This is a genomic window from Pseudomonas sp. W2Aug9, assembly GCF_023127755.1.
Lineage (GTDB): Bacteria > Pseudomonadota > Gammaproteobacteria > Pseudomonadales > Pseudomonadaceae > Aquipseudomonas > Aquipseudomonas synxantha_A.
Genome location: NZ_SPKL01000010.1, coordinates 858,762 through 880,779, shown reverse-complemented (window position 1 = coordinate 880,779; position 22,018 = coordinate 858,762). Strand labels below are relative to the sequence as shown.

Sequence of the window (22,018 nt, the reverse complement as noted above, 5' to 3'; positions counted from 1 at the left end):
AGGTAACATTGGAAGACTACTAGACATTAATTTAGATCCGATCAATAAGTTTAATAGGGTGCACTGTCGAGGGACGGTTTGTTAACCACTTGATCATTCGAACCGCTCCAGGCACAAGATCAACTTTGAAGCCTCTTTTAGTCAATTCCGCCATTAACGTACTTTGTGCGCAGACATTGATGATCCAAGGCTCTGCCATAACAACCTGGATCAAACTCGCCACCTGCGAGTCCTCCCCTTGCCACTCAGCCAAGGTTACGCGATCTGCCCCGCCTAAAAGAATCAACTCAGCGCCTTCACTTTTAATCCGTTGCCCATATAAAGCAAACGGCGGAAGACCACGTTCTCGATCATGTGTATCCGAGCCAGGCCAGTCGCTCGTTACGTACTCAATGTCGACAGCACACTTGTTAGTGAGATAGATCGACCCTGTTGATTCTTGCTCGTCAAAACGGAAGCCATGCCGCTCGTAGATGCCTGGCTTCTGAGTCCAGAGCACCAACGCGGATAGGCCATTATGCATAGCATGGTCCATAGCAGCGGACATCAGTTCAACACTCAAGCCTGCTCCCCTCCACTCTTCATGTACGCAGACTAACCCGATCAACCCTACCGGCTCGCCATTGGGTAGCTCAATTGCCCTGATAATCAGAGCGGCTATGGCAGACTCAAGATTGGAGGGATCTCTGATTTCAAGGCAAGTCACTTCCTGATCATTTTCTAACCAGGGAAAATGAACCTGCAAGCTCACCCCGCGGCCACGAGAAAAAAAGAAAACCTCCCAGAATAGCGCTCGGGCAGCCTCGGACGTCCCAGCACACGCAATTACATCAGACATTATGAGTGCCCGACCCATGCTCAGTGGCGCTCGGCCACTCCACAAGCGTCGCCAGCCAGATAAACTTCAAAGGCACCAAATTCGACACCATTCTTGCTCCCTCAAAAACTGCTTAGAGAATCCCCCTGACCACCCTCAATGTTTAACCACCAAGAGTGATAGCAAGCGGTATCCAATTTTGAACCAACGCTCAGTGTAGCGGGTGAAAAAATCAGTCAAATTTACTGATCGGGTGCCCTTTGATGGAAGTTTAAACAGGAGCCGACCGAAACCTGCACAAGAGACGGTGCCAGGCCAGCAAGCGTACAGCGCGCCCGAAACAGAGCAAAATGCCATGACCTGCCTGTCGGGTTGGATACGACGCGAACTAGCGAGTTCCGAAAACAAACCAAAAAGTCGTTCTCATCCTCACAATTGCTCAGTGACTTTAATGCCTGGCATCATCCGCCCTCCACCCTACAGGCGCTTACGGCATTATTTTTCTCGGCCCGCAATCGACAATTGCGCGTCTGCGAGTGAGGTGGACGCACGCAGTCGATTCCGCGAGTCACTCCCGGCTGCTTTGAAAAGATAACTGCCCAACGCTACTGCCAATCCTAACAGGAGGCCAAGGACCAGGCCCGCAAGAATGATCAGGGTCTTTTTAGGCCGAATTGGCGCCAAAGGCTCCAATGCTCGCTTATCCACCGTCACCAGCTTGAGCCGGCTAATGTCGATACTGAGTGCGGACAGGCGGGCCTCTTCGGCCCTGAGAGATTCCACACCACCCAGAAAGATGTCTTCGTTATCGCGCCGGCCCAATACTTCTGCCTCGCGGTTAGCCTGCAGCAGTTGAAGCTCTTTTGCGATCTGGGCAATTCGCCCGTCGGTAAAATCATCAGACCTACGCTGCGCCAACGCTGAGCGCTCAGCCTCAAGGGCCTCGACACCCATGAAGTACAAAGGAATCTGCTGATTATTGATTTCAGTACGCATGGTCCCAGTCAAACTGGCTCGATCCGAGTCGCCAAGCGATGAGGGCGTAGTAGGCTTGCGGATCCCGAGTGACTTGGCGATGCCGATCGCCTCCGTAAGCTGCGCGATACGATCCCCACGCAACGCCTTTAGCTGCGCACGCAAAGCCTTGAGCTCATCCTGCAATTGCGCTCGGCGCAAATTATCAGACTCTCGCAATGCCGCAATTTTGGCCTCTTTTCCAATTTGATAACTGGAACGAGCAGCCTCCAACTTGCCCTTGAGCTCACTCAAGCGATTTTTAACGATTACATTCAGATCGCCAGCAATTTGGTCTCGCTCAGTGGCGATGGCGTAATCAACAAACCCGTTGATAATCGCGACACCATCAACCCCCTGCGGGTAGGTCATCTCAATGCCAATAAAGGGACTGAGAGTATCTATCTTTCTTGGATCAGTGAGAATAAGCCGAATGGAATTGCGATTAAATTCTTCGAAACTTTGCTCCAACGTTCTGCCTGGGCGCTCAAACGCTTGAAAGAGCTTTGGATTGGAACGAAAAAAACCCAACCTGGTGTCGTAGGATTCCAGAGAAGCCCCCACCCTGATGAGCGCTGCACTAGGTGGCAGTTGATAAATTTCCGAGCGATTCAGCGCGTCGAGTTCGTTGATCGCAGCAGGTCGCAGCACGCTGCTGACCTCATACTCCGGAACCACTGAATAGGCATAAAAGCCAGCCAGCAACCCAAAAACGATGGACGTAGCTAAAATTAATTTCTTATGCAGCCAGGCAGCACGCAAGATTTGAGCAAGATCAATTTCGCCGGACGATGGTGCCGGCGGGACGCGGAAACTACTACTCACAACAAAAACCTGCCTTCAAAGAGAAACTGCGGGCTCGTTATGCAAAACAGATTGTGTATTTTCTTATTTTAATTGGATTATCGTCAAAACCCTGCGTCTCTGCCGAATTTCGAGCGCACAAAATGCCTGTTATCGAGAACAGATTCCATTTTGCCATCTCTCAGACATTTTACAAGTCTTGACATGTATGTAGGGCGATTCTGAGTTTTCCAAGGAACTATCGCAATCTACGGGGCTGCGCCAATAGGCACCCGCAGCGATTCATAATCCTTGATGGGCATGAGATTTCTGACAAGCGGTCACGATCACCGCTTATCCAATCCCTGCCTAAGACAATCAAGCAATCGACTTATTCTGACGCCTACGCAGAAACACTCCCAACACTGGACCAATCAACATCCCAACAATCAAAGCCACCACCACAAACACCGCCACCGGCATCTGCGCAGTACTCCACCCCAGGAACGACAGCGCCACACCCTGCTGGTTCTCCAGCACAAATGCCAAGACCACCAACGCCGCAAGCACTGCAATCAATACCGCAACAACGCGCTTAACCCCACGCATACCCTTCTCCTTCCCCAAAAACACTCAGACGCCTTCTTCCTCTTCTTCGTTCACCCGATCACGCAATTCCTTGCCCGGTTTGAAGTGGGGTACGAATTTGCCATCGAGGCTGACGGATTGGCCAGTTTTTGGGTTGCGGCCTACGCGCGGTGCGCGGTAGTGCAGTGAGAAACTGCCGAAGCCACGGATTTCGATGCGGTCTCCGGTGGCGAGGCATTGGGACATTTGCTCAAGCATGGTCTTGATAGCCAGCTCCACATCCTTGGATGAGAGCAGCCCTTGATGGGTGACAATTCGTTCGATCAACTCCGACTTCGTCATATTTTTCCCTTCTTTTTCAAGCAGCTAGGAAAAGCGCTTCGAAGGTTTTAGCATGACTTGATGAATTTGAACAGCCCATGTGTAAACTTATCTGCCGACCGCATAAACGCCTTCAGCCACCCTACCGTTACTCATTTACAGATCACCAACATCGTCCGCGTAACTGCGCCAGCCGGGTTCCAGCCGAACAGGTAGTCACCCTCTTCATCCTCTGCATCACTGGAGCGAGTGATGACTTTGTAGCCCTGCATCTTGCACTCACGGGCAGCACGCTCCTCGCACTTCTCCCATTTATTACCCAAGCCGGAACAGTCGATCTCGATGCCACTGACACCTCGCTTGGCGTGCGTCTTGGCGCTGGTGGAGGAGCAGCCGGCAAGCACTGCCAATGCAAGTATTACGATAATCCTGTTCATTCAAACCCTTATTGAGTCAGCAACGCGAAATAGCCGTTTCAAAGACTATAGTCAGTTCTGACATTGGGCTGAACGCCTTCGTTCGATGCAGTTGCTTCATCAAATTTCAGGCGCAAAAAAGGGCGACCGAAGTCGCCCTTTTTCAACAGCTTTACAGAACTTAGTTCTGCTTGGCCATTGCCTGGCGCAGCAGTGCCGCCATGGTGGTGTCAGCAGCAGCTTCCGGAGCAGCTTCTTTCAAGCTCTGGATAGCTTCTTTCTCTTCCACTTCGTCTTTCGACTTGATGGAGAGTTGGATCACGCGGCTCTTGCGATCAACGCTGATGATCTTGGCTTCTACTTCCTGGCCTTCTTTCAGAACGTTGCGCGCGTCTTCAACGCGGTCACGGCTGATTTCGGAGGCTTTCAGAGTCGCTTCGATATCGTCGGCCAGAGTGATGATGGCGCCTTTAGCGTCAACTTCTTTCACAGTGCCTTTAACGATGGCGCCTTTGTCGTTCTCTTGAACGTACTCGGAGAACGGATCGCTTTCCAGTTGCTTGATGCCCAGGGAGATGCGCTCGCGCTCTGGGTCAACCGACAGGATAACGGTGTCCAGCTCGTCGCCCTTCTTGAAACGACGAACAGCTTCTTCGCCAACTTCGTTCCAGGAGATGTCGGACAGGTGAACCAGGCCGTCGATGCCGCCGTCCAGACCAATGAAGATACCGAAATCGGTGATCGACTTGATGGTGCCGGAGATTTTATCGCCCTTGTTGAACTGGCCAGAGAAATCTTCCCATGGGTTAGATTTGCACTGCTTGATGCCCAGGGAGATACGACGACGCTCTTCGTCGATGTCCAGAACCATGACTTCCACTTCGTCGCCGACTTGTACGACTTTCGAAGGGTGGATGTTCTTGTTGGTCCAGTCCATCTCGGAAACGTGTACCAGGCCTTCCACGCCTTCTTCCAGCTCTGCGAAGCAGCCGTAGTCGGTCAGGTTGGTAACACGCGCGGTTACGCGAGTGCTTTCTGGGTAACGAGCCTTGATAGCGACCCATGGATCTTCACCCAGTTGCTTCAGGCCCAGGGAAACACGGTTGCGTTCGCGATCGTATTTCAGAACCTTGACATCGATCTCGTCGCCAACGTTGACGATTTCGGAAGGATGCTTGATACGCTTCCAAGCCATGTCGGTAATGTGCAGCAGGCCATCGACGCCACCCAGATCGACGAATGCGCCGTAATCGGTGAGGTTCTTGACGATACCTTTGACTTGTTGGCCTTCCTGCAGGGATTCCAGCAGAGCTTCACGCTCGGCGGAGTTCTCTGCTTCCAGCACGCTGCGACGGGAAACGACAACGTTGTTGCGCTTCTGGTCGAGCTTGATGACTTTGAATTCGAGTTCTTTGCCTTCCAGGTGCGTGGTGTCGCGCACAGGACGAACGTCGACCAAAGAACCTGGCAGGAACGCACGGATGCCGTTAACGTCGACAGTGAAGCCGCCTTTAACCTTACCGTTGATAACGCCCTTGACCACTTCTTCAGCTGCGAAGGCTGCTTCGAGAACAATCCAGCATTCAGCGCGCTTGGCTTTTTCACGGGACAGCTTGGTTTCACCGAAACCGTCTTCAACCGAGTCCAGAGCAACGTGAACTTCGTCACCGACATTGATAGTCAGGTCACCAGCATCGTTGTAGAACTGTTCCAGCGGGATCAGAGCTTCAGACTTCAGACCAGCGTGAACGGTTACCCAGCGAGCTTGGTAATCGATATCAACGATAACACCGGTGATGATGGAGCCTGCCTGAAGGTTCAGGGTTTTTAGGCTTTCTTCAAAGAGTTCCGCAAAGCTTTCGCTCATTTTAATTCCTGTTGATAAGGGCGAAGAATACGCCCATCTCCACACCCCAGACGGTGTGGGTCAGTTTCAGTTAAAAGAAGCCACCGCAGGACTATGACTGGTCCCCTGCGGCCTTCTTGATCACCCGGCGATATCGCGAATGGCGATTTCACTCATGATGCGTTCCAGCACCTGCTCGATGGACAACTCCGTGGAATCCAGCTGTATGGCGTCAGCCGCCGGCTTGAGCGGGGCTACCGCACGCTGGGTATCACGCTCATCGCGTGCACGGATCTCATCTAGCAGACTCGACAGACTAACACCATCGACTTTGCCCTTCAACTGCAAGTAGCGGCGGCGCGCTCGTTCCTCGGCACTGGCCGTGAGGAATATCTTCAACGGCGCCTCGGGAAACACCACCGTGCCCATGTCACGGCCGTCGGCCACCAGGCCCGGCGGCTCCTGGAACGCACGCTGGCGCTGCAGCAAAGCCTCACGAACCGCCGGCAAAGCAGCCACTTGGGAGGCGCCGGCACCGATGCTCTCGGTACGAATCACATCACTGACTTCGTCGCCTTCCAGAATGATGCGCTGCAGCTGACCGTCGGTCGCCGCGATGAACTGCACGTCCAGATGGGCGGCAATTTTCGTCAGCAACTCTTCGTTGGTCAGATCGACACCATGGTTGCGCGCCGCGAATGCCAACAGGCGGTACAGCGCGCCGGAATCGAGCAGGCACCAGCCCAGGCGCTTGGCCAGGATGCCGGCGATGGTGCCTTTGCCCGAGCCGCTTGGCCCGTCGATGGTAATCACCGGTGCTTTGATATTCACAATTGAGCCTCTTGGGCAACACGAATGCCGACGTGGGCACACAGTGTAAGAAAGTTCGGAAAAGACGTAGCAACATTGGCGCAGTCACGAATACGAATCGGCGCTGCGGCCCGCAGGGAAGCCACGCTGAACGCCATGGCAATGCGGTGATCGCCATGGGCATGCACTTCGCCACCGCCTATCGGGCCACCGTCAATGATAATCCCATCAGGCGTGGGTTGGCACTTCACACCCAGGGCCAGCAGACCGTCGGCCATAACCTGGATACGGTCCGATTCCTTGAGCCGCAGCTCCTCGGCACCGCGTAATACGGTGCGCCCCTCGGCGCAGGCAGCGGCGACAAACAATACGGGAAACTCATCGATCGCCAACGGCACCAACGCCGCTGGAATCTCGATACCCTTCAAGACAGCTGCCCGGACACGCAAGTCCGCAACAGGCTCGCCACCTACCTCACGCGGATTTTCAAGGCTGATATCAGCCCCCATCAGCCGCAGGATATCGATCACGCCGGTGCGGGTAGGATTGACGCCGACATGCTCAAGCAGCAACTCCGAACCCTGGGCAATCGAGGCCGCCACCAGAAAAAACGCCGCAGACGAAATATCCCCAGGCACTTCAATGTGGGCAGCCGTCAACCGATGACCTGACTCCACCGACGCCGTCGCGCCCTCCACCGCCACCGGATAACCAAAGCCACGCAACATGCGCTCGGTATGATCGCGGGTCGGCGCAGGCTCGGTGACTGCGGTTTTACCTTGTGCATACAGACCAGCCAGCAACAGGCAGGATTTAACCTGCGCACTGGCCATCGGCAACGCGTAAGTCAGGCCCTTGAGCGTCTGCCCACCACGAATGGTCAGCGGCGGACGCCCTTCAGGACCGGTCTCGATCACCGCGCCCATTTCCCGCAGCGGCTTGGCCACGCGACTCATCGGGCGCCTGGACAGCGATGCATCACCGGTCAGGACGCTATCGAAGCTTTGCGCCGCAAGCAGACCCGCCAACAGGCGCATTGATGTACCGGAGTTACCGAGGTAGATCGGTCCTGGCGCTGCCTTCAAGCCGTGCAGGCCAACCCCATGAATAGTCACTCGCCCATGGTGCGGGCCCTCGATCACCACGCCCATGTCGCGAAACGCCTGCAAGGTCGCCAGGGCATCTTCGCCTTCAAGGAAACCGTCGACCTCCGTTACGCCGTCAACCAATGAACCCAGCATGATCGATCGATGGGAGATCGACTTGTCACCTGGCACCCGAATGCATCCGCTCAAGCGGCCACCCGGATTGGCGATAAAAGTCAGCTCATCGGCGTTCACTGCAGTTTCCATATAGGCCCGGCGCGCCAGGATCTTGCTGAAATGCTCTCGCGCCATCCGCGCCCGGGTGAACACACCCAGTAACTGATGGCCATCACCCGCATCCACCGCATCGCGCAAGGCGTCGAGGTCACTGCGGAACGTGTCCAGGGTGCGCAACACCGCTTCGCGATTGGCGAGAAAGATGTCATGCCACATCACCGGGTCACTGCCGGCAATCCGCGTGAAATCGCGAAAACCACCGGCGGCGTAACGGAAAATCTCGAGGTTTTCGTTGCGCTTGGCCAACGAATCCACCAAGCCGAATGCAAGCAGATGGGGAAGATGGCTGGTCGCGGCCAACACTTCATCGTGGCGCTCGACCTGCATATGCTCCACATCCGCGCCCAGCTCGCGCCAGAGCCGATCCACCACGGCCAACGCCGCCGGATCAGTCTGCGCCAGCGGCGTCAGGATCACCTTATGCCGACGGAACAACTGCGCATTGGACGCTTCCACCCCGCTCTGCTCGGAACCGGCAATCGGATGGCCCGGCACAAAGCGCGGCGGCATAGCGCCAAACGCCAATTGTGCCGCGCGCACCACATTGCCTTTGGCGCTGCCGACGTCCGTGAGGATCGCCTGCCCCAAGTCCATGCCAGCCAATACGGCGAGCAATTTCTCCATGGCCAGGATCGGCACCGCAAGCTGGATCACGTCCGCGCCCTGGCAAGCGATTGCCAGGTCCGCTTCACAGCGATCCACGACACCCAACTCCACCGCCAGCTTGCGCGATTGCGGGTCAAGGTCCACGCCGACTACTTCGCCACACAGCCCGCTGTCCCGCAGGCCCTTGGCGAACGAACCACCGATCAACCCCAGGCCGACCACCACCAGGCGACCGATCATAGGCACAGCAGGTTGCAATGCAGTGACATCAACCACGGGCCAGAACCTTGGCCAACGCCTCCAGGAAGCGGCTGTTCTCGGCCGGCAAACCAATGGTGATACGCAGGTGGTTCGGCATACCGTAGTTGGCCACCGGACGCACGATCACGCCTTCGCGCAACAAGCCCTGAAATACCGGTGCAGCCTCTTGGCCGAGGTCGACGCAGATGAAGTTGCCCTTGGACGGAATCCAGCCCAGGCCCAACTCGCGAAAGCCGTCCTGCAACTGCAACATGCCGCTTTCGTTAAGGCGGCGCCCTTCTTCCAGGTATTGGGCATCCTTCACCGCCGCACACGCAGCCGCCAGGGCCAGGCTGTTGACGTTGAACGGTTGGCGTACGCGGTTCAGCACATCGGCCACTACCGCTGTGGACAGGCCGTAGCCAACCCGCAACGACGCCAGGCCATAAGCCTTGGAGAAGGTGCGCGACACCAGCAGGTTCGGGTAGGCCGCGAGGAAATCCAGGCCATCGGGCAGGTCGCCGCCTTCGGCGTACTCGATGTAGGCTTCGTCCAGCACAACCAGCACATGCTCCGGCACGTTCTGCAGGAACTCGTTCAGGGCCTGCGCATCGAACCAGGTGCCGGTCGGGTTGTTCGGGTTAGCGATAAACACCACGCGGGTTTGCGCATCGATCGCTGCCAGCATCGCCGGCAGGTCGTGGCCCCAGTTCTTGGCAGGAATGACGCGCGCATCAGCCCCTACGGCCTGGGTCACGATCGGGTAGACCGCGAATGCATGCTCACTGAACACCGCATTCAAACCGGGCGCCAGGTAGGCACGCCCGACCAGTTCAAGAATGTCGTTGGAGCCATTGCCCAGGGTCACCTGATTGAGCTCGACCCGGCATTTTTCTGCCAGCAGGGACTTGAGGGCAAAGCCATTGCCGTCGGGATAACGGGTCAGCTCGGCAAGCTCCTCCCGAATCGCCGCCAATACTTTGGGGCTCGGACCCAGCGGGTTTTCGTTACTCGCCAGCTTGACGATCCTGGACGGGTCCAGATTCAACTCACGGGCCAGTTCGTCCACAGGCTTGCCTGGAACGTAAGGCGAGAGTTGTTGCACGCCCGGCTGAGCCAGGGCGAGGAAGTTGCCACTCATGTCAAAGCCTCACAAAACCGCTTTCGGGTAGGAGCCCAGCACTTTGAGTGCCACGGCTTCCTGACTGATCTTCTCCAGCACGCCCTTGACCAGCGGGTCGCGGTGGTGGCCGATGAAGTCGATAAAGAACACGTAGGTCCATTTACCGCTGCGCGAAGGACGAGTCTCGATGCGCGTCAGGTCAATCCCGTTGTCGTGGAATGGCACCAGCAGCTCATGCAGCGCGCCGGGCTTGTTGCTCATGGAAACGATGATCGAAGTCTTGTCGTCGCCGGTTGGCGGCACTTCCTGGCTGCCGATCATCAAGAAGCGCGTGGAGTTGTCCGGGCGGTCCTCGATTTTCTCGGCCAAGCGTGTCAGCCCGTAGAGGCCCGCAGCCATATCGCCGGCAATCGCCGCCGAGTTCCACTCACCCTTGACCCGCTTGGCCGCTTCGGCGTTGCTGGACACCGCCACGCGCTCGACATTCGGGTAATGGGCGTCCAGCCACTTGCGGCACTGGGCCAGGGACTGAGCGTGAGAGTAGATACGGCTGATGCTGTCGGTCTTGGTGTTCTCGCCCACCAGCAGGTGGTGGTGAATACGCAACTCGACTTCGCCACAGATCACCATGTCGTGCTCGAGGAAGCTGTCCAGCGTGTGGTTGACCGCGCCTTCAGTGGAGTTTTCCACCGGCACCACGCCAAAATTCACCGCGCCGGCCGCCACTTCGCGGAACACTTCGTCGATGGCCGCCATCGGCTTGCTTATCACCGCGTGGCCGAAGTGCTTCATGGCCGCCGCCTGGGTGAAAGTGCCTTCGGGGCCCAGGTAGGCCACTTTCAGCGGCTGCTCAAGGGCAAGGCACGAAGACATGATTTCACGGAACAACCGCGCCATCTCCTCATTGCCCAGCGGCCCCTTGTTGCGCTCCATCACGCGCTTTAGCACCTGGGCTTCGCGCTCAGGCCGGTAGAACACCGGCACTTCGCCTTCCGCCAGGGACGCCATTTTCACCCGAGCCACTTCCTGGGCGCAGCGCGCGCGCTCACTGATCAGCTCCAGGACTTTCTCGTCCAGGCTGTCAATGCGTACGCGCAGGGCTTTGAGTTCTTGCTCAGACATTAGCCGTGTTCCTTTTCGAACTCTGCCATGTAGGCAACCAGCGCGTTGATGGCGTGGATGTCGACAGCGTTATAAATGGAGGCGCGCATACCACCGACCGAGCGGTGGCCCTTGAGGTTCAGCAAGCCACGCTCGTCGGCGCCGGCCAGGAACGGCTTGTCCAGGCGATCATCGGCCAGGCGGAACGGCACGTTCATCCACGAGCGGTCGGTAAGGTTGATCGGGTTGCTGTACAGGCCGCTGGCGTCGATGAAGTCGTACAGGGTGCGCTTCTTCTCTTCGTTGCGCTTGCCCATCGCAGCCACACCACCCTGCTCCTTGAGCCATTCGAAGACCAGGCCGGACAGGTACCAGGCAAACGCCGGCGGGGTGTTGTACATCGAGCCGTTATCGGCCGCGACCTTGTAGTTGAGCATGGTCGGGCACAGCGAACGGGCGCGACCGAGCAGGTCTTCGCGGATGATATTGACCAGGATGCCGCTGGGGCCGATGTTCTTTTGCGCACCGGCGTAGATCATGCCGTATTTGGACACGTCGATCGGGCGCGAGAGGATGTCCGAGGACATGTCGCACACCAGCGGAACGTCACCGACTTCAGGCACCCAATCAAATTCCAGGCCACCGATGGTTTCGTTCGCGACGTAGTGAACGTAGGCCGCGTCCTTCGTCAGCTTCCACTCGTTCTGACCTGGAATGGCGAAGTAGTCGTAGGGCTTGGCGGTACCGGCCACATTGACGTGACCGTAGCGCGAGGCCTCTTCAATGGCTTTCTGACCCCAGATACCGGTGTCGATATAGTCGGCAGTGCCCTCTTCGGGCAACAGGTTCAGTGGGATCTGAGCGAACTGCTGGCTCGCGCCGCCTTGCAGGAACAACACTTTGTAGTCGGAGGGGATGTCCAGCAAGTCGCGCAAGTCCTGCTCGGCCTTGGTGGCGATGGACACGAACTCATCGCTGCGATGGCTCATTTCCATCACGGAGAGGCCTTTTCCATGCCAGTCGAGGAGTTCACCCTGCGCACGCTGCAGGACTGCTTCAGGAAGCGCCGCGGGACCGGCACAGAAGTTATAGGCTCTCTTGCTCACATCCAATCTCACTCTGATCTGGTGGGGCTGCAATCATGTTCGGCAACACCCTTTGTCTGAAGCCAACCCGTGTGGGAGCTGGCTTGCCTGCGATACAGGCACCTCGGTAGTTCCAGTGATACCGCGGTGATGCTATCGCAGGCAAGCCAGCTCCCACATGGACCGCGTCCAGGCAAAGGACGTGTATTTTTCAAAGGGGACAAACAACAAGGGGGCGAATCTTCATCCGCCCCCTGTGTGTCCGCTTATTCCTGCGGTTCTTCTTCGTCTGCGGCAGCATCGAGGGTTGGCTCGTCGACGTTGTCATCGCCGGCTGCGATCACCTCGCCGTCGAACTCCTCGCCTTCCAGCTCTTCACCTTCAACTTCCGAAGGCTCCTGCACACGCTCCAGGCCGACCAGTTTTTCATCCTTGGCCAGCTTGATCAGGGTCACGCCCTGGGTATTACGGCCCAGGCTCGACACTTCAGCCACACGGGTACGCACCAGCGTCCCCTGGTCGGAAATCAGCATGATCTCCTCGCCATCAAGCACCTGTACCGCGCCAACCAGGCGGCCGTTGCGGTCGTTGCTGACCATGGCGATCACGCCCTGGCCGCCACGCTTGTACTCCGGGAACTCGCTGATGGCAGTGCGCTTGCCATAGCCACGCTCGGAAGCGGTGAGGATCTGGCTGCCTTCTTCCGGGATCAGCATCGAAATCAGCTTCTGCCCTTCCGGCAGGCGCATACCACGTACACCGCGGGCGGTACGGCCCATCGCGCGCACGTCGGATTCCTTGAAGCGCGTAACCTTGCCGCCATCGGAGAACAGCATGACTTCGCGCTCACCATCGGTAATGGCGGCGGAAATCAGTACGTCACCTTCATCCAGCTCCAGGGCGATCAGGCCCACGCTGCGTTGACGGCTGAAGGATTCCAGCGGGGTCTTCTTCACGGTGCCCTTGGCGGTAGCCATGAAGATGAAGTGACCTTCGGTGTATTCCTCGACCGGCAGCATGGTGGTGATGTATTCATCACTGTCCAGCGGCAGCAGGTTGACCAATGGGCGACCACGGGCAGCACGGGAAGCTTCCGGGATTTCGTAGGTTTTGAGCCAGTACACCTTGCCCTTGCTGGAGAACAGCAGCAGCGTGGTGTGGCTGTTGGCGACCAGCAGGTGAGCGATGTAGTCCTCATCCTTGACGCCGGTAGCCGATTTACCTTTACCGCCACGACGCTGGGCCTGATACGCAGCCAACGGCTGGGTCTTGGCATAGCCACCGTGGGAGATGGTCACGACGCGCTCTTCTTCCGGGATCATGTCACCCAGGGTCAGGTCCAGGCGCGCATCGAGGATTTCGGTGCGGCGCACGTCGCCGTACTCGGCGCGGATCACTTCCAGTTCTTCGCGGATCACTTCCATCAGGCGCACGGCGCTGCTGAGGATGCGGATCAACTCGCCGATCTGGTTGAGGATCTCCTGGTACTCGGCCAGCAGCTTCTCGTGCTCAAGGCCGGTCAGGCGATGCAGGCGCAGTTCCAGGATGGCCTGGGCCTGCTCCGGCGACAGGAAGTACTTGCCTTCGCGCAGGCCGTATTGTGGGTCCAGGGTCTCTGGACGGCACGAGTCGGCGCCGGCACGTTCAACCATGGCCACCACGGCACTGGACTCCCAAGGTGTGCTGATCAGCGCTTCCTTGGCTTCCGACGGGGTTGGCGAGGCCTTGATCAGGGCGATCACCGGGTCGATGTTCGACAACGCAACGGCCTGGCCTTCCAGGATGTGGCCGCGCTCGCGAGCCTTGCGCAGTTCGAACACGGTACGGCGGGTGACCACTTCGCGACGGTGACGTACGAAGGCTTCCAGCAGGTCCTTGAGGTTCAGGATGCGTGGGCGGCCGTCGATCAGTGCAACCACGTTGATACCAAACACGCTTTGCAGCTGGGTCTGGGCGTAGAGGTTGTTGAGGATCACCTCAGGCACTTCGCCACGACGCAGTTCGATCACCACGCGCATACCGTCTTTGTCGGACTCGTCGCGCAGTTCGGTAATGCCTTCGAGCTTCTTCTCTTTAACCAGCTCGGCGATCTTCTCGATCAGACGTGCCTTGTTCAACTGGTACGGGAGTTCGGTGATGACGATCTGCTGGCGGCCACCGACCTTGTCGATGTCTTCGATCATCGAGCGGGCGCGCATGTAAATGCGCCCGCGACCGGTGCGGTAGGCTTCGATGATGCCGGCGCGACCGTTGATGATCGCGGCGGTCGGGAAGTCCGGGCCGGGGATGTACTGCATCAGCTCATCGACAGTCAGCTCGGGGTTGTCGATAAGGGCCAGGCAACCGTCGATGACTTCACCGAGGTTGTGCGGCGGGATGTTGGTGGCCATGCCCACGGCGATACCGCTGGAGCCGTTGACCAGCAGGTTGGGGATCTTGGTGGGCATGACGGCCGGGATCATTTCGGTGCCGTCGTAGTTCGGCACCCAGTCCACGGTTTCTTTATGCAGGTCGGCCAGCAGCTCGTGCGCCAGCTTGGTCATGCGCACTTCGGTGTATCGCATGGCCGCGGCGTTGTCGCCGTCCACCGAACCGAAGTTACCCTGGCCGTCTACCAGCAGGTAGCGCAGGGAAAACGGCTGGGCCATCCGAACGATGGTGTCGTACACCGCAGTGTCGCCGTGAGGGTGATACTTACCGATCACGTCACCGACAACACGGGCAGATTTCTTGTACGGCTTGTTCCAGTCGTTACCCAGCTCGCTCATCGCGAACAGCACACGCCGGTGCACGGGCTTCAAGCCATCGCGCGCATCAGGCAGTGCCCGACCGACAATTACGCTCATCGCGTAGTCGAGGTAGGACTGTTTCAGCTCGTCTTCGATATTGACCGGGAGGATTTCTTTGGCCAGTTCGCCCATGAGAAGCCTGATTCCTTTTTCGGGTGAAACCTCGTCACATCCATTCGGGACGAACGAAGCTCGCCGCTGCCGGCACGGTGCCTGACAACGACTTACGACAAATCAACGAGTTATGACACGGATCTGCGCGTTATGAGCAACCCCTCGGGGCAGCCCTGGAAACCGCCGGATGTTATCACAATCGCCGCCACGCACCTATCCCCCTGATGCGCATGGAGGCTAGTAATTTGACGGATGACAGGCTTGAAGGGGACGAGAGGGGCTCAGAGGTGGGGTGATGCTGTTTTTTGAGGATGGATCCGAGGGTTTTATTGACTTTCGGGCCCAATCGGGGGCAAGCCCCCTCCCACACTTGAATTGTGAACACAGTCAAAATGTGGGAGGGGGCTTGCCCCCGATTGCTATTTCACAGACACCACTGTCCTCAATGCAGCCGCTTACGGCACATCAACCTGGCCAATTTGGCAGTATCCGGCCGCTCGACCACGCCTTTCTCAGTCACGATCACATCAATCAGGTCGGCCGGGGTCACATCAAATACCGGATTAAACGCATCCACCTCCAGGCGCTGCCCCATGACGTCCAGCAGCTCAGCGGGATCGCGCGCCTCCAGTGCAACATCATCGCCAGTAGCCATCATCAAATCGAGCGTCGAACTCGACGCCACCACCATAAAGCGCACGCCATGGTGCATGGCACAGACGGCCAGCTGATAAGTGCCGATCTTGCTGATCACGTCGCCATTGGCGGCAATACAGTCAGCACCGACCACCACCCAGGTCACGCCTTTGGTCTTGATGATATGCGCCCCGGCGGAGTCGGCATTCACCGTCACCGGGATGCCCTCGCCCGCCAACTCCCACGCCGTCAGGCGCGAGCCTTGCAGCCATGGACGGGTTTCGTTGACATAGACCTGCTCGACCAGCCCCTCCAGGAACGCCGCGCGAATCACGCCGTGGGCCGTGCCGACACCGCCCGTGGCCAATGCACCGGCGTTGCCATGGGTGAGGATCGCCTGGGCGTTGCCCTGGTGCTTGCGAATCCGCTCCATACCCAACTGGGCCATGACCACATTGGCCTCCCGGTCGCTTTCATGGATCACAATGGCCTGGGCTTCCAGCACGGCAACCGGGTCGGCGTGCTGCTTGAGGCGGTCCAGGCAGTCGCGCATATTCTTGAGTGCCCAGAACAGATTCGACCCGGTCGGGCGGCTATCGGCCAGCAGCGCGTAGTCTTCTTCCCACGCTGCCTGCCAGTCGCCACCCTCGGCAATGCGCTCACGGGCAGCCAGCACCAGGCCATAGGCGGCACTGATGCCGATGGCTGCTGAGCCCCGCACCACCATCGAACGAATGGCCTCGGCCACCGCCGCGACGGTATGGCAGGCCACCCAGCTCTCCCGGGACGGCAACACGCGCTGATCGAGCAGGTACAGCGCGCCGTCACGCCAATCGATGGCCTTCACTTTCTCTGCAGCCAACAGTCGGTCGCGCATCCCTTACCCCGCACTCATGAACAAAAGCCGCGGATTATAGCGATCCGCCAGCCAGGACGCTCGGGTATACTTCGCCCTTCTTTTATAGCTGCCTGGGAAGAAGCCTGCGATGACCTCCACTGTCGCCCCGCTCGACGTGTTGCTCTTGCCGACCTGGCTGGTACCGGTCGAACCTGCCGGCGTGGTGCTCAAAGAGCATGGTCTGGGCATCCGCGATGGGCGCATTGCCTTTATCGGCCCACGGGCCGCCGCATTGAAGCTGGCGGCCAATGAGGTGCGCGAACTGCCCGGCATGTTGCTCAGCCCCGGCTTGATCAACGCCCACGGCCATGCGGCAATGAGCCTGTTCCGTGGCTTGGCCGATGACCTGCCGTTGATGACCTGGCTGGAAAAACACATCTGGCCGGCCGAAGCCAAATGGGTCGATGAAGCCTTTGTGCGCGACGGCACCAACCTGGCCATCGCCGAACAGATCAAGGGCGGCATCACCTGCTTCTCCGACATGTACTTCTTCCCCAAGGTCGCCAGCGATTGCGTGCACAATAGCGGTATGCGCGCGCAGATCGCCATGCCGATCCTCGACTTCCCGATTCCCGGCGCCAGCACTGCCGACGAGGCGCTTCGCCAGGGCATCGAGCTGTTCGGCGACCTCAAGCACCACCCGCGCATCAAGATCACCTTCGGCCCTCACGCGCCCTACACCGTGTGCGACGCCAACCTGGAAAAGATCCGGGTGATCGCTGAAGAGCTGGACGCCGCGATCCATATGCATGTGCATGAAACCGCCTTTGAAGTACAACAAGCCGTGGAGCAGACCGGAGAGCGGCCATTGGCGCGCCTGGGTCGCCTCGGCTTGCTCGGGCCGCGCTTCCAGGCCGTTCACATGACCCAAATCAGCGAAGAAGACTTGGCTTTGCTGGTAGAAAGCAACACCAGCGTCATCCATTGCCCGGAATCGAACCTGAAACTGGCCAGCGGCTTTTGCCCGGTTGAGCGCTTGTGGCAGGCTGGGGTCAATGTGGCCATCGGCACCGACGGCGCCGCCAGCAACAATGACCTGGACCTGCTGGGCGAAACCCGTACCGCCGCGATGCTGGCCAAGGCCGTCGCCGGCTCGGCCACCGCCCTGGACGCCCACCGTGCCCTGCGCATGGCAACGCTCAACGGTGCACGGGCCATGGGCCTGGAAAGCGAGATTGGCTCGCTGGAAGTCGGCAAGGCCGCAGATATAGTCGCCTTCGATCTGTCGGGGCTGGCGCAACAACCGATCTACGATCCGGTCTCACAGCTTATATATGCCACCGGACGCGATTGCGTGAAACACCTTTGGGTCGCCGGCAAGCTATTGCTCGACGACCGGCAATTGACCCGCATGGATGAACAACAGTTGACCGCCACGGCCATTGCCTGGGGCCAACGCATCAGCGGGCACAGCGAATAACGAAGGCGCTGAGCCCATGCGCTCTGCACCCACTCACCGATTTTTCAGATTTAGAGGATTCATCATGAGCAACGTCGACCACGCAGAAATCGCCAAATTCGAAGCCCTCGCCCACCGCTGGTGGGACCGCGAGAGCGAGTTCAAACCCCTGCACGACATCAACCCGCTGCGGGTCAACTGGATTGACGAGCGCGTCAACCTGGCCGGCAAGAAGGTGCTGGACGTGGGTTGCGGCGGCGGCATCCTCAGCGAAGCCATGGCTCAACGCGGCGCGACCGTGATGGGTATCGACATGGGCGAAGCGCCATTGGCCGTGGCGCAGTTGCACCAGCTCGAATCCGGCGTGAGCGTGGAATACCGCCAGATCACCGCCGAAGCCCTGGCCGAGGAAATGCCCGAGCAGTTCGACGTGGTGACCTGCCTTGAGATGCTGGAACACGTGCCGGACCCATCCTCGGTCATCCGTGCGTGCTTCCGTATGGTCAAGCCGGGCGGCCAGGTGTTCTTCTCCACCATCAACCGCAACCCCAAGGCTTACCTGTTCGCGATCATTGGCGCCGAATACATCATGAAGCTGCTGCCGCGTGGCACCCATGACTTCAAGAAATTCATCCGCCCCTCCGAGCTGGGTGCGTGGAGCCGTCAGGCCGGGCTGACCGTCAAGGACATCATCGGCCTGACCTACAACCCGCTGACCAAGCACTACAAGCTGGCCAGCGATGTTGACGTCAACTACATGATCCAGACCCTGCGCGAGGAGTAAGCCTGTGAAGTTGCGAGCGGTTCTCTTCGACATGGACGGTACCCTGCTGGATACCGCGCCGGACTTTATCGCCATCTGCCAGGCCATGCGCGCCGACCGCGGCCTGGAACCGATCAACCCGCAGCACATCCGCGATGAAATCTCCGGCGGTGCGCGGGCGATGGTTGCCGTGACCTTTTCGATGGATCCTGAATCGCCAGGCTTTGAAGAGCTGCGCCAGGAATTCCTCGCTCGCTACCTCAAGGGCTGCGCGGTGCACAGCAAACTGTTCGACGGCATGGCCGAGTTGCTGGAAGACATCGAGAAGGCCAAGTTGATCTGGGGTGTGGTCACCAACAAGCCCGTGCGCTTTGCCGAACCGATCATGCAGCAACTGGGCCTGGCCGAGCGCTCGGCCGTGCTGATCTGCCCGGACCACGTGAAGAACAGCAAGCCGGACCCGGAGCCCATGATCCTGGCGTGCAAGCTGCTCGACCTGGACCCGGCCAGTGTGCTGTTCGTGGGCGATGACCTGCGTGATATCGAGTCCGGCCGCGACGCCGGTACGCGCACGGCGGCGGTCACCTATGGCTATATCCACCCGGATGACAACCCGCGTCACTGGGGCGCGGATGTGGTGGTGGATCACCCGCTGGAATTGCGCAAGGTGCTGGATAACGCGCTGTGCAGTTGCTGATGGCTCCCACACTCTAATGACCCATGAAGATTAAAAAATGTGGGAGGGGGCTTGCTCCCGATAGCTGTGGGTCAGTCAGTAAATGCAGTGACTGACACACTGCTATCGGGAGCAAGCCCCCTCCCACATTGGATTTTCAATGCACTCAAAATTGGTATTACCTACTGAATTTTGTCGAGGCTATTTATGTTTGATTATTCTGCCCCTCCAGAACTGCTCAAAGGCCGGGTCATCCTGGTCACCGGCGCCGGCCGCGGGATTGGCGCAGCAGCGGCAAAGACCTATGCCGCCCATGGCGCGACCGTGCTGTTGCTGGGCAAGACCGAAGCCAACCTGGCCCAGGTGTATGACCAGATCGAAGCCGCCGGCCAGCCGCAACCGGTGGTGATCCCGTTCAACCTGGAGACCGCCCTGCCCCATCAATACGATGAGCTGGCGGCGATGATCGAAAAAGAATTCGGCCGCCTCGACGGCCTGTTGCACAACGCCTCGATCATCGGCCCACGCACGCCCATCGAGCAGTTGTCCGGCGAGAATTTCATGCGCGTGATGCATGTGAACGTCAACGCGATGTTCATGCTGACCAGCACCTTGCTGCCGCTGCTCAAGCTGTCCCAGGATGCATCGGTGGTGTTCACCTCCAGCAGCGTCGGGCGCAAGGGGCGGGCGTACTGGGGGGCTTATGGTGTATCGAAGTTTGCCACCGAAGGCTTGATGCAAACCCTGGCCGATGAGCTGGAAGATGTAGCGGCAGTGCGCGCGAACAGCATCAACCCGGGCGGTACACGCACGAGTATGCGGGCCCAGGCGTATCCCGGGGAGAACCCGATGGAAAGGCCGGCGCCGGAAGACATCATGCCGGTGTACCTGTACCTGATGGGGCCGGACAGTGCTGGCATCAATGGGCAGGCGTTTGATGCGCAGTAAGCCCTGACACCCCGCAAAAAAATGTGGGAGCTGGCTTGCCTGCGATAGCATCACTGCGGTGTAACTGAAGCACCAAGGTGTCTGCATCGCAGGCAAGCCAGCTCCCACACTGCTTTGTGGTGTAGTCAAAAACTCAGTTTTTGACTACTTCTTCAAGGGTGAAACGGCCCAGCGGGTTCTGCAGGAAGTTGCTCACATTCTTGCGTGAAATATTGATGTACGGGCTGTAGTACAGGTCAATCCAGTTCACATCCTGTTTGGCCAGTTTCTGCAACTCGACATACATCTGCTCACGCTTGGCCGGGTCTGCCTCGACTCGCGCCGCAGCTACCAGCGCCTTGACCTTGTCGTTCTTGTAGCGGGTCATGTAGTTCTGGTTGGTGTCGTGGCCCAGCACGAAGGTGGTCTTCTGGTCCGGGTCGAGGATATCGTTGGTCCAGTACATCACCGAAATATCGTACTCACCGTCCACCAGCATCTGCCAGCTTTGGGTCGGGTCAACCTTTTGCAGGTTGGCGGTCACACCGACCTTGGCCAACTGGTCCTTGATGATCACCGCAATCTGCTCGTCGGCCTCGTTGCCGGCGTTGACCACGTAGTTGAGCTTCAAGTCCTTGGCACCAGCCTCCTCCAGCAGTTTCCTGGCCTCAGTCGGGTCATAAGGACGTTGCAGGTTGTTGGCGTAGTGGTACAGCGAGCCTTTGGGAATGTAGGAATACGCCACGGTGCCTTGACCGTAAGTAGCGGTTTTCACCAGCGATTGTTTGTCGATGGCCATGTCCAATGCCTGGCGCACCTGCGGCTTGGCGAGCAAGCCGTGCTCGTGGTTGATCAACAAGTGATCTTCACGGGTAGACGGGTCGGCGTGGATCACCACGTTCTTGTCTTTCTTCAGCTCTTCGACCCGCGAGAACGGTACGAAGATCGCCGTGTCGAGTTCGTTGTTCTGCACCATGCGCATACGGGTGTTGTCGTCGGTCACCGACACCCACTCCACGCCGTCGAGGCTGACGTTATTGGCCTGCCAGAAATTCGGGTTCTTCTTCAGGATCACCCGGTCGCCCTTGCGCCACTCTTCCACGGTAAACGCGCCGGACGTCACCGGGTTTTCCGAGTAGGCGTCTTCGCCCATCGTGGTCATGGCTTTTTCCGACAGGATCGACACCGTCGGCGACGCCAATTGCGAGAGGAAGGCCACCGCCGGGGTTTTCAGAGTGACCACCAGGGTCTTCGCATCGCTGGCCTTGGCGGTGTTGATCAGGCTGAACGGATCGCTCCACAACGACGCCTTGTTGTCGCGGATGCGCAACAGGCTGAACGCCGCGTCGGCCGCGGTGATCTTTGATCCGTCGGAGAACTTCGCTTCACGCAGTTTGAAGGTGTAGGTCAAGCCATCCTCGGATATCTCCCAGCTCTCGGCCAGGCCCGGTTCCATCTTGGTGCCCAGGTTATCCACGCGCACCAGGGTGTCGTAGACGTTGGCAAATACCCAGGTGTCGCGGTTTTGTGCGCTTTTGATCGGGTCGAAGGTGGTGCTGTCTTCACGGCAGCCGATGGTGAGGACACCAGCGGCCTGGGCCAGTCCTGCGGTCAGCGACCAGGCGGTCAGCGTAGCGGCGGCGAGCAACTTCAAGTGGCGCGATTGCATATCACAACTCCTTGT

18 protein-coding genes are annotated in these 22,018 nt (G+C 58.6%); 4 read left to right on the top strand and 14 right to left on the bottom strand.

Going from position 1 to position 22,018, the window contains the following annotated elements; translation table 11 throughout:
- Positions 1 to 31: 31 nt before the first annotated feature.
- From E3O56_RS10965 to mtnA, 13 genes are all read right to left on the bottom strand, one after another.
- The gene (locus E3O56_RS10965; protein WP_187432753.1) at positions 32 to 838 is read right to left on the bottom strand and encodes a GNAT family N-acetyltransferase; all 807 of its coding nucleotides are present in this window, start codon (positions 836 to 838) and stop codon (positions 32 to 34) included.
- Positions 839 to 1,312: 474 nt separating this feature from the next.
- Positions 1,313 to 2,656: a Wzz/FepE/Etk N-terminal domain-containing protein gene (locus E3O56_RS10960; RefSeq protein WP_148852327.1), complete on the bottom strand. Its 1,344-nt coding sequence runs from the start codon at positions 2,654 to 2,656 to the stop codon at positions 1,313 to 1,315.
- A gap of 336 nt (positions 2,657 to 2,992) precedes the next feature.
- Positions 2,993 to 3,223 carry a LapA family protein gene (locus tag E3O56_RS10955; protein ID WP_078820664.1) on the bottom strand — a complete coding sequence of 77 codons (231 nt, stop codon included), beginning with the start codon at positions 3,221 to 3,223 and terminating at the stop codon, positions 2,993 to 2,995.
- Between the two features lie 24 nt (positions 3,224 to 3,247).
- Positions 3,248 to 3,544 carry an integration host factor subunit beta gene (ihfB, locus tag E3O56_RS10950; RefSeq protein WP_003189779.1) on the bottom strand — a complete coding sequence of 99 codons (297 nt, stop codon included), beginning with the start codon at positions 3,542 to 3,544 and terminating at the stop codon, positions 3,248 to 3,250.
- A gap of 131 nt (positions 3,545 to 3,675) precedes the next feature.
- Positions 3,676 to 3,960, bottom strand: a complete 285-nt coding sequence (locus E3O56_RS10945) for a hypothetical protein (protein ID WP_248128208.1) — start codon at positions 3,958 to 3,960, stop codon at positions 3,676 to 3,678.
- 160 nt (positions 3,961 to 4,120) lie between these two features.
- Positions 4,121 to 5,806 carry a 30S ribosomal protein S1 gene (gene rpsA, locus E3O56_RS10940; protein ID WP_005786304.1) on the bottom strand — a complete coding sequence of 562 codons (1,686 nt, stop codon included), beginning with the start codon at positions 5,804 to 5,806 and terminating at the stop codon, positions 4,121 to 4,123.
- Between the two features lie 120 nt (positions 5,807 to 5,926).
- Positions 5,927 to 6,616, bottom strand: a complete 690-nt coding sequence (gene cmk / locus E3O56_RS10935) for a (d)CMP kinase (protein ID WP_005786302.1) — start codon at positions 6,614 to 6,616, stop codon at positions 5,927 to 5,929.
- Entirely contained in the window at positions 6,613 to 8,823 is a 2,211-nt protein-coding gene (locus tag E3O56_RS10930) for a bifunctional prephenate dehydrogenase/3-phosphoshikimate 1-carboxyvinyltransferase (protein WP_248128227.1), read from the bottom strand. The genes cmk and E3O56_RS10930 overlap by 4 nt, the downstream gene beginning before the upstream one ends.
- Positions 8,824 to 8,851: 28 nt before the next feature.
- Positions 8,852 to 9,964, bottom strand: coding sequence for a histidinol-phosphate transaminase (hisC, locus tag E3O56_RS10925; RefSeq protein ID WP_032877176.1), 1,113 nt, complete (start codon positions 9,962 to 9,964; stop codon positions 8,852 to 8,854).
- A gap of 9 nt (positions 9,965 to 9,973) precedes the next feature.
- Positions 9,974 to 11,068, bottom strand: coding sequence for a prephenate dehydratase (gene pheA, locus E3O56_RS10920; protein WP_003172650.1), 1,095 nt, complete (start codon positions 11,066 to 11,068; stop codon positions 9,974 to 9,976).
- Positions 11,068 to 12,153, bottom strand: coding sequence for a 3-phosphoserine/phosphohydroxythreonine transaminase (gene serC / locus E3O56_RS10915; RefSeq protein WP_228309555.1), 1,086 nt, complete (start codon positions 12,151 to 12,153; stop codon positions 11,068 to 11,070). Before serC ends, pheA begins: the two co-directional genes overlap by 1 nt.
- Before the next feature lie 245 nt (positions 12,154 to 12,398).
- Complete coding sequence (gene gyrA, locus E3O56_RS10910; RefSeq protein WP_005786294.1) at positions 12,399 to 15,053, bottom strand: DNA gyrase subunit A; 2,655 nt, start codon at positions 15,051 to 15,053, stop codon at positions 12,399 to 12,401.
- Between the two features lie 424 nt (positions 15,054 to 15,477).
- Positions 15,478 to 16,548 (bottom strand): S-methyl-5-thioribose-1-phosphate isomerase, encoded by a 1,071-nt coding sequence (mtnA, locus tag E3O56_RS10905; protein ID WP_248128207.1) that lies wholly within the window; start codon positions 16,546 to 16,548, stop codon positions 15,478 to 15,480.
- A 109-nt stretch (positions 16,549 to 16,657) separates the two neighbouring features.
- Between mtnA and E3O56_RS10900 the strand changes: the two genes are divergently transcribed.
- From E3O56_RS10900 to E3O56_RS10885, 4 genes are all read left to right on the top strand, one after another.
- On the top strand, positions 16,658 to 17,989 hold the full coding sequence (locus E3O56_RS10900) for a TRZ/ATZ family hydrolase (RefSeq protein ID WP_248128206.1): 1,332 nt from the start codon (positions 16,658 to 16,660) through the stop codon (positions 17,987 to 17,989).
- Between the two features lie 64 nt (positions 17,990 to 18,053).
- Positions 18,054 to 18,752 carry a bifunctional 2-polyprenyl-6-hydroxyphenol methylase/3-demethylubiquinol 3-O-methyltransferase UbiG gene (ubiG, locus tag E3O56_RS10895; protein WP_003172645.1) on the top strand — a complete coding sequence of 233 codons (699 nt, stop codon included), beginning with the start codon at positions 18,054 to 18,056 and terminating at the stop codon, positions 18,750 to 18,752.
- Between the two features lie 4 nt (positions 18,753 to 18,756).
- The gene (gene mupP, locus E3O56_RS10890; protein ID WP_248128205.1) at positions 18,757 to 19,428 is read left to right on the top strand and encodes an N-acetylmuramic acid 6-phosphate phosphatase MupP; all 672 of its coding nucleotides are present in this window, start codon (positions 18,757 to 18,759) and stop codon (positions 19,426 to 19,428) included.
- 186 nt (positions 19,429 to 19,614) lie between these two features.
- The gene (locus E3O56_RS10885) at positions 19,615 to 20,355 is read left to right on the top strand and encodes a YciK family oxidoreductase (RefSeq protein WP_032877181.1); all 741 of its coding nucleotides are present in this window, start codon (positions 19,615 to 19,617) and stop codon (positions 20,353 to 20,355) included.
- Positions 20,356 to 20,488: 133 nt separating this feature from the next.
- On the opposite strand, the gene E3O56_RS10880 is transcribed toward E3O56_RS10885, so the two are convergent.
- A complete protein-coding gene (locus tag E3O56_RS10880; RefSeq protein WP_248128204.1) occupies positions 20,489 to 22,003 on the bottom strand; it encodes an ABC transporter substrate-binding protein in 1,515 nt (504 codons plus the stop codon).
- Positions 22,004 to 22,018: the final 15 nt, after the last annotated feature.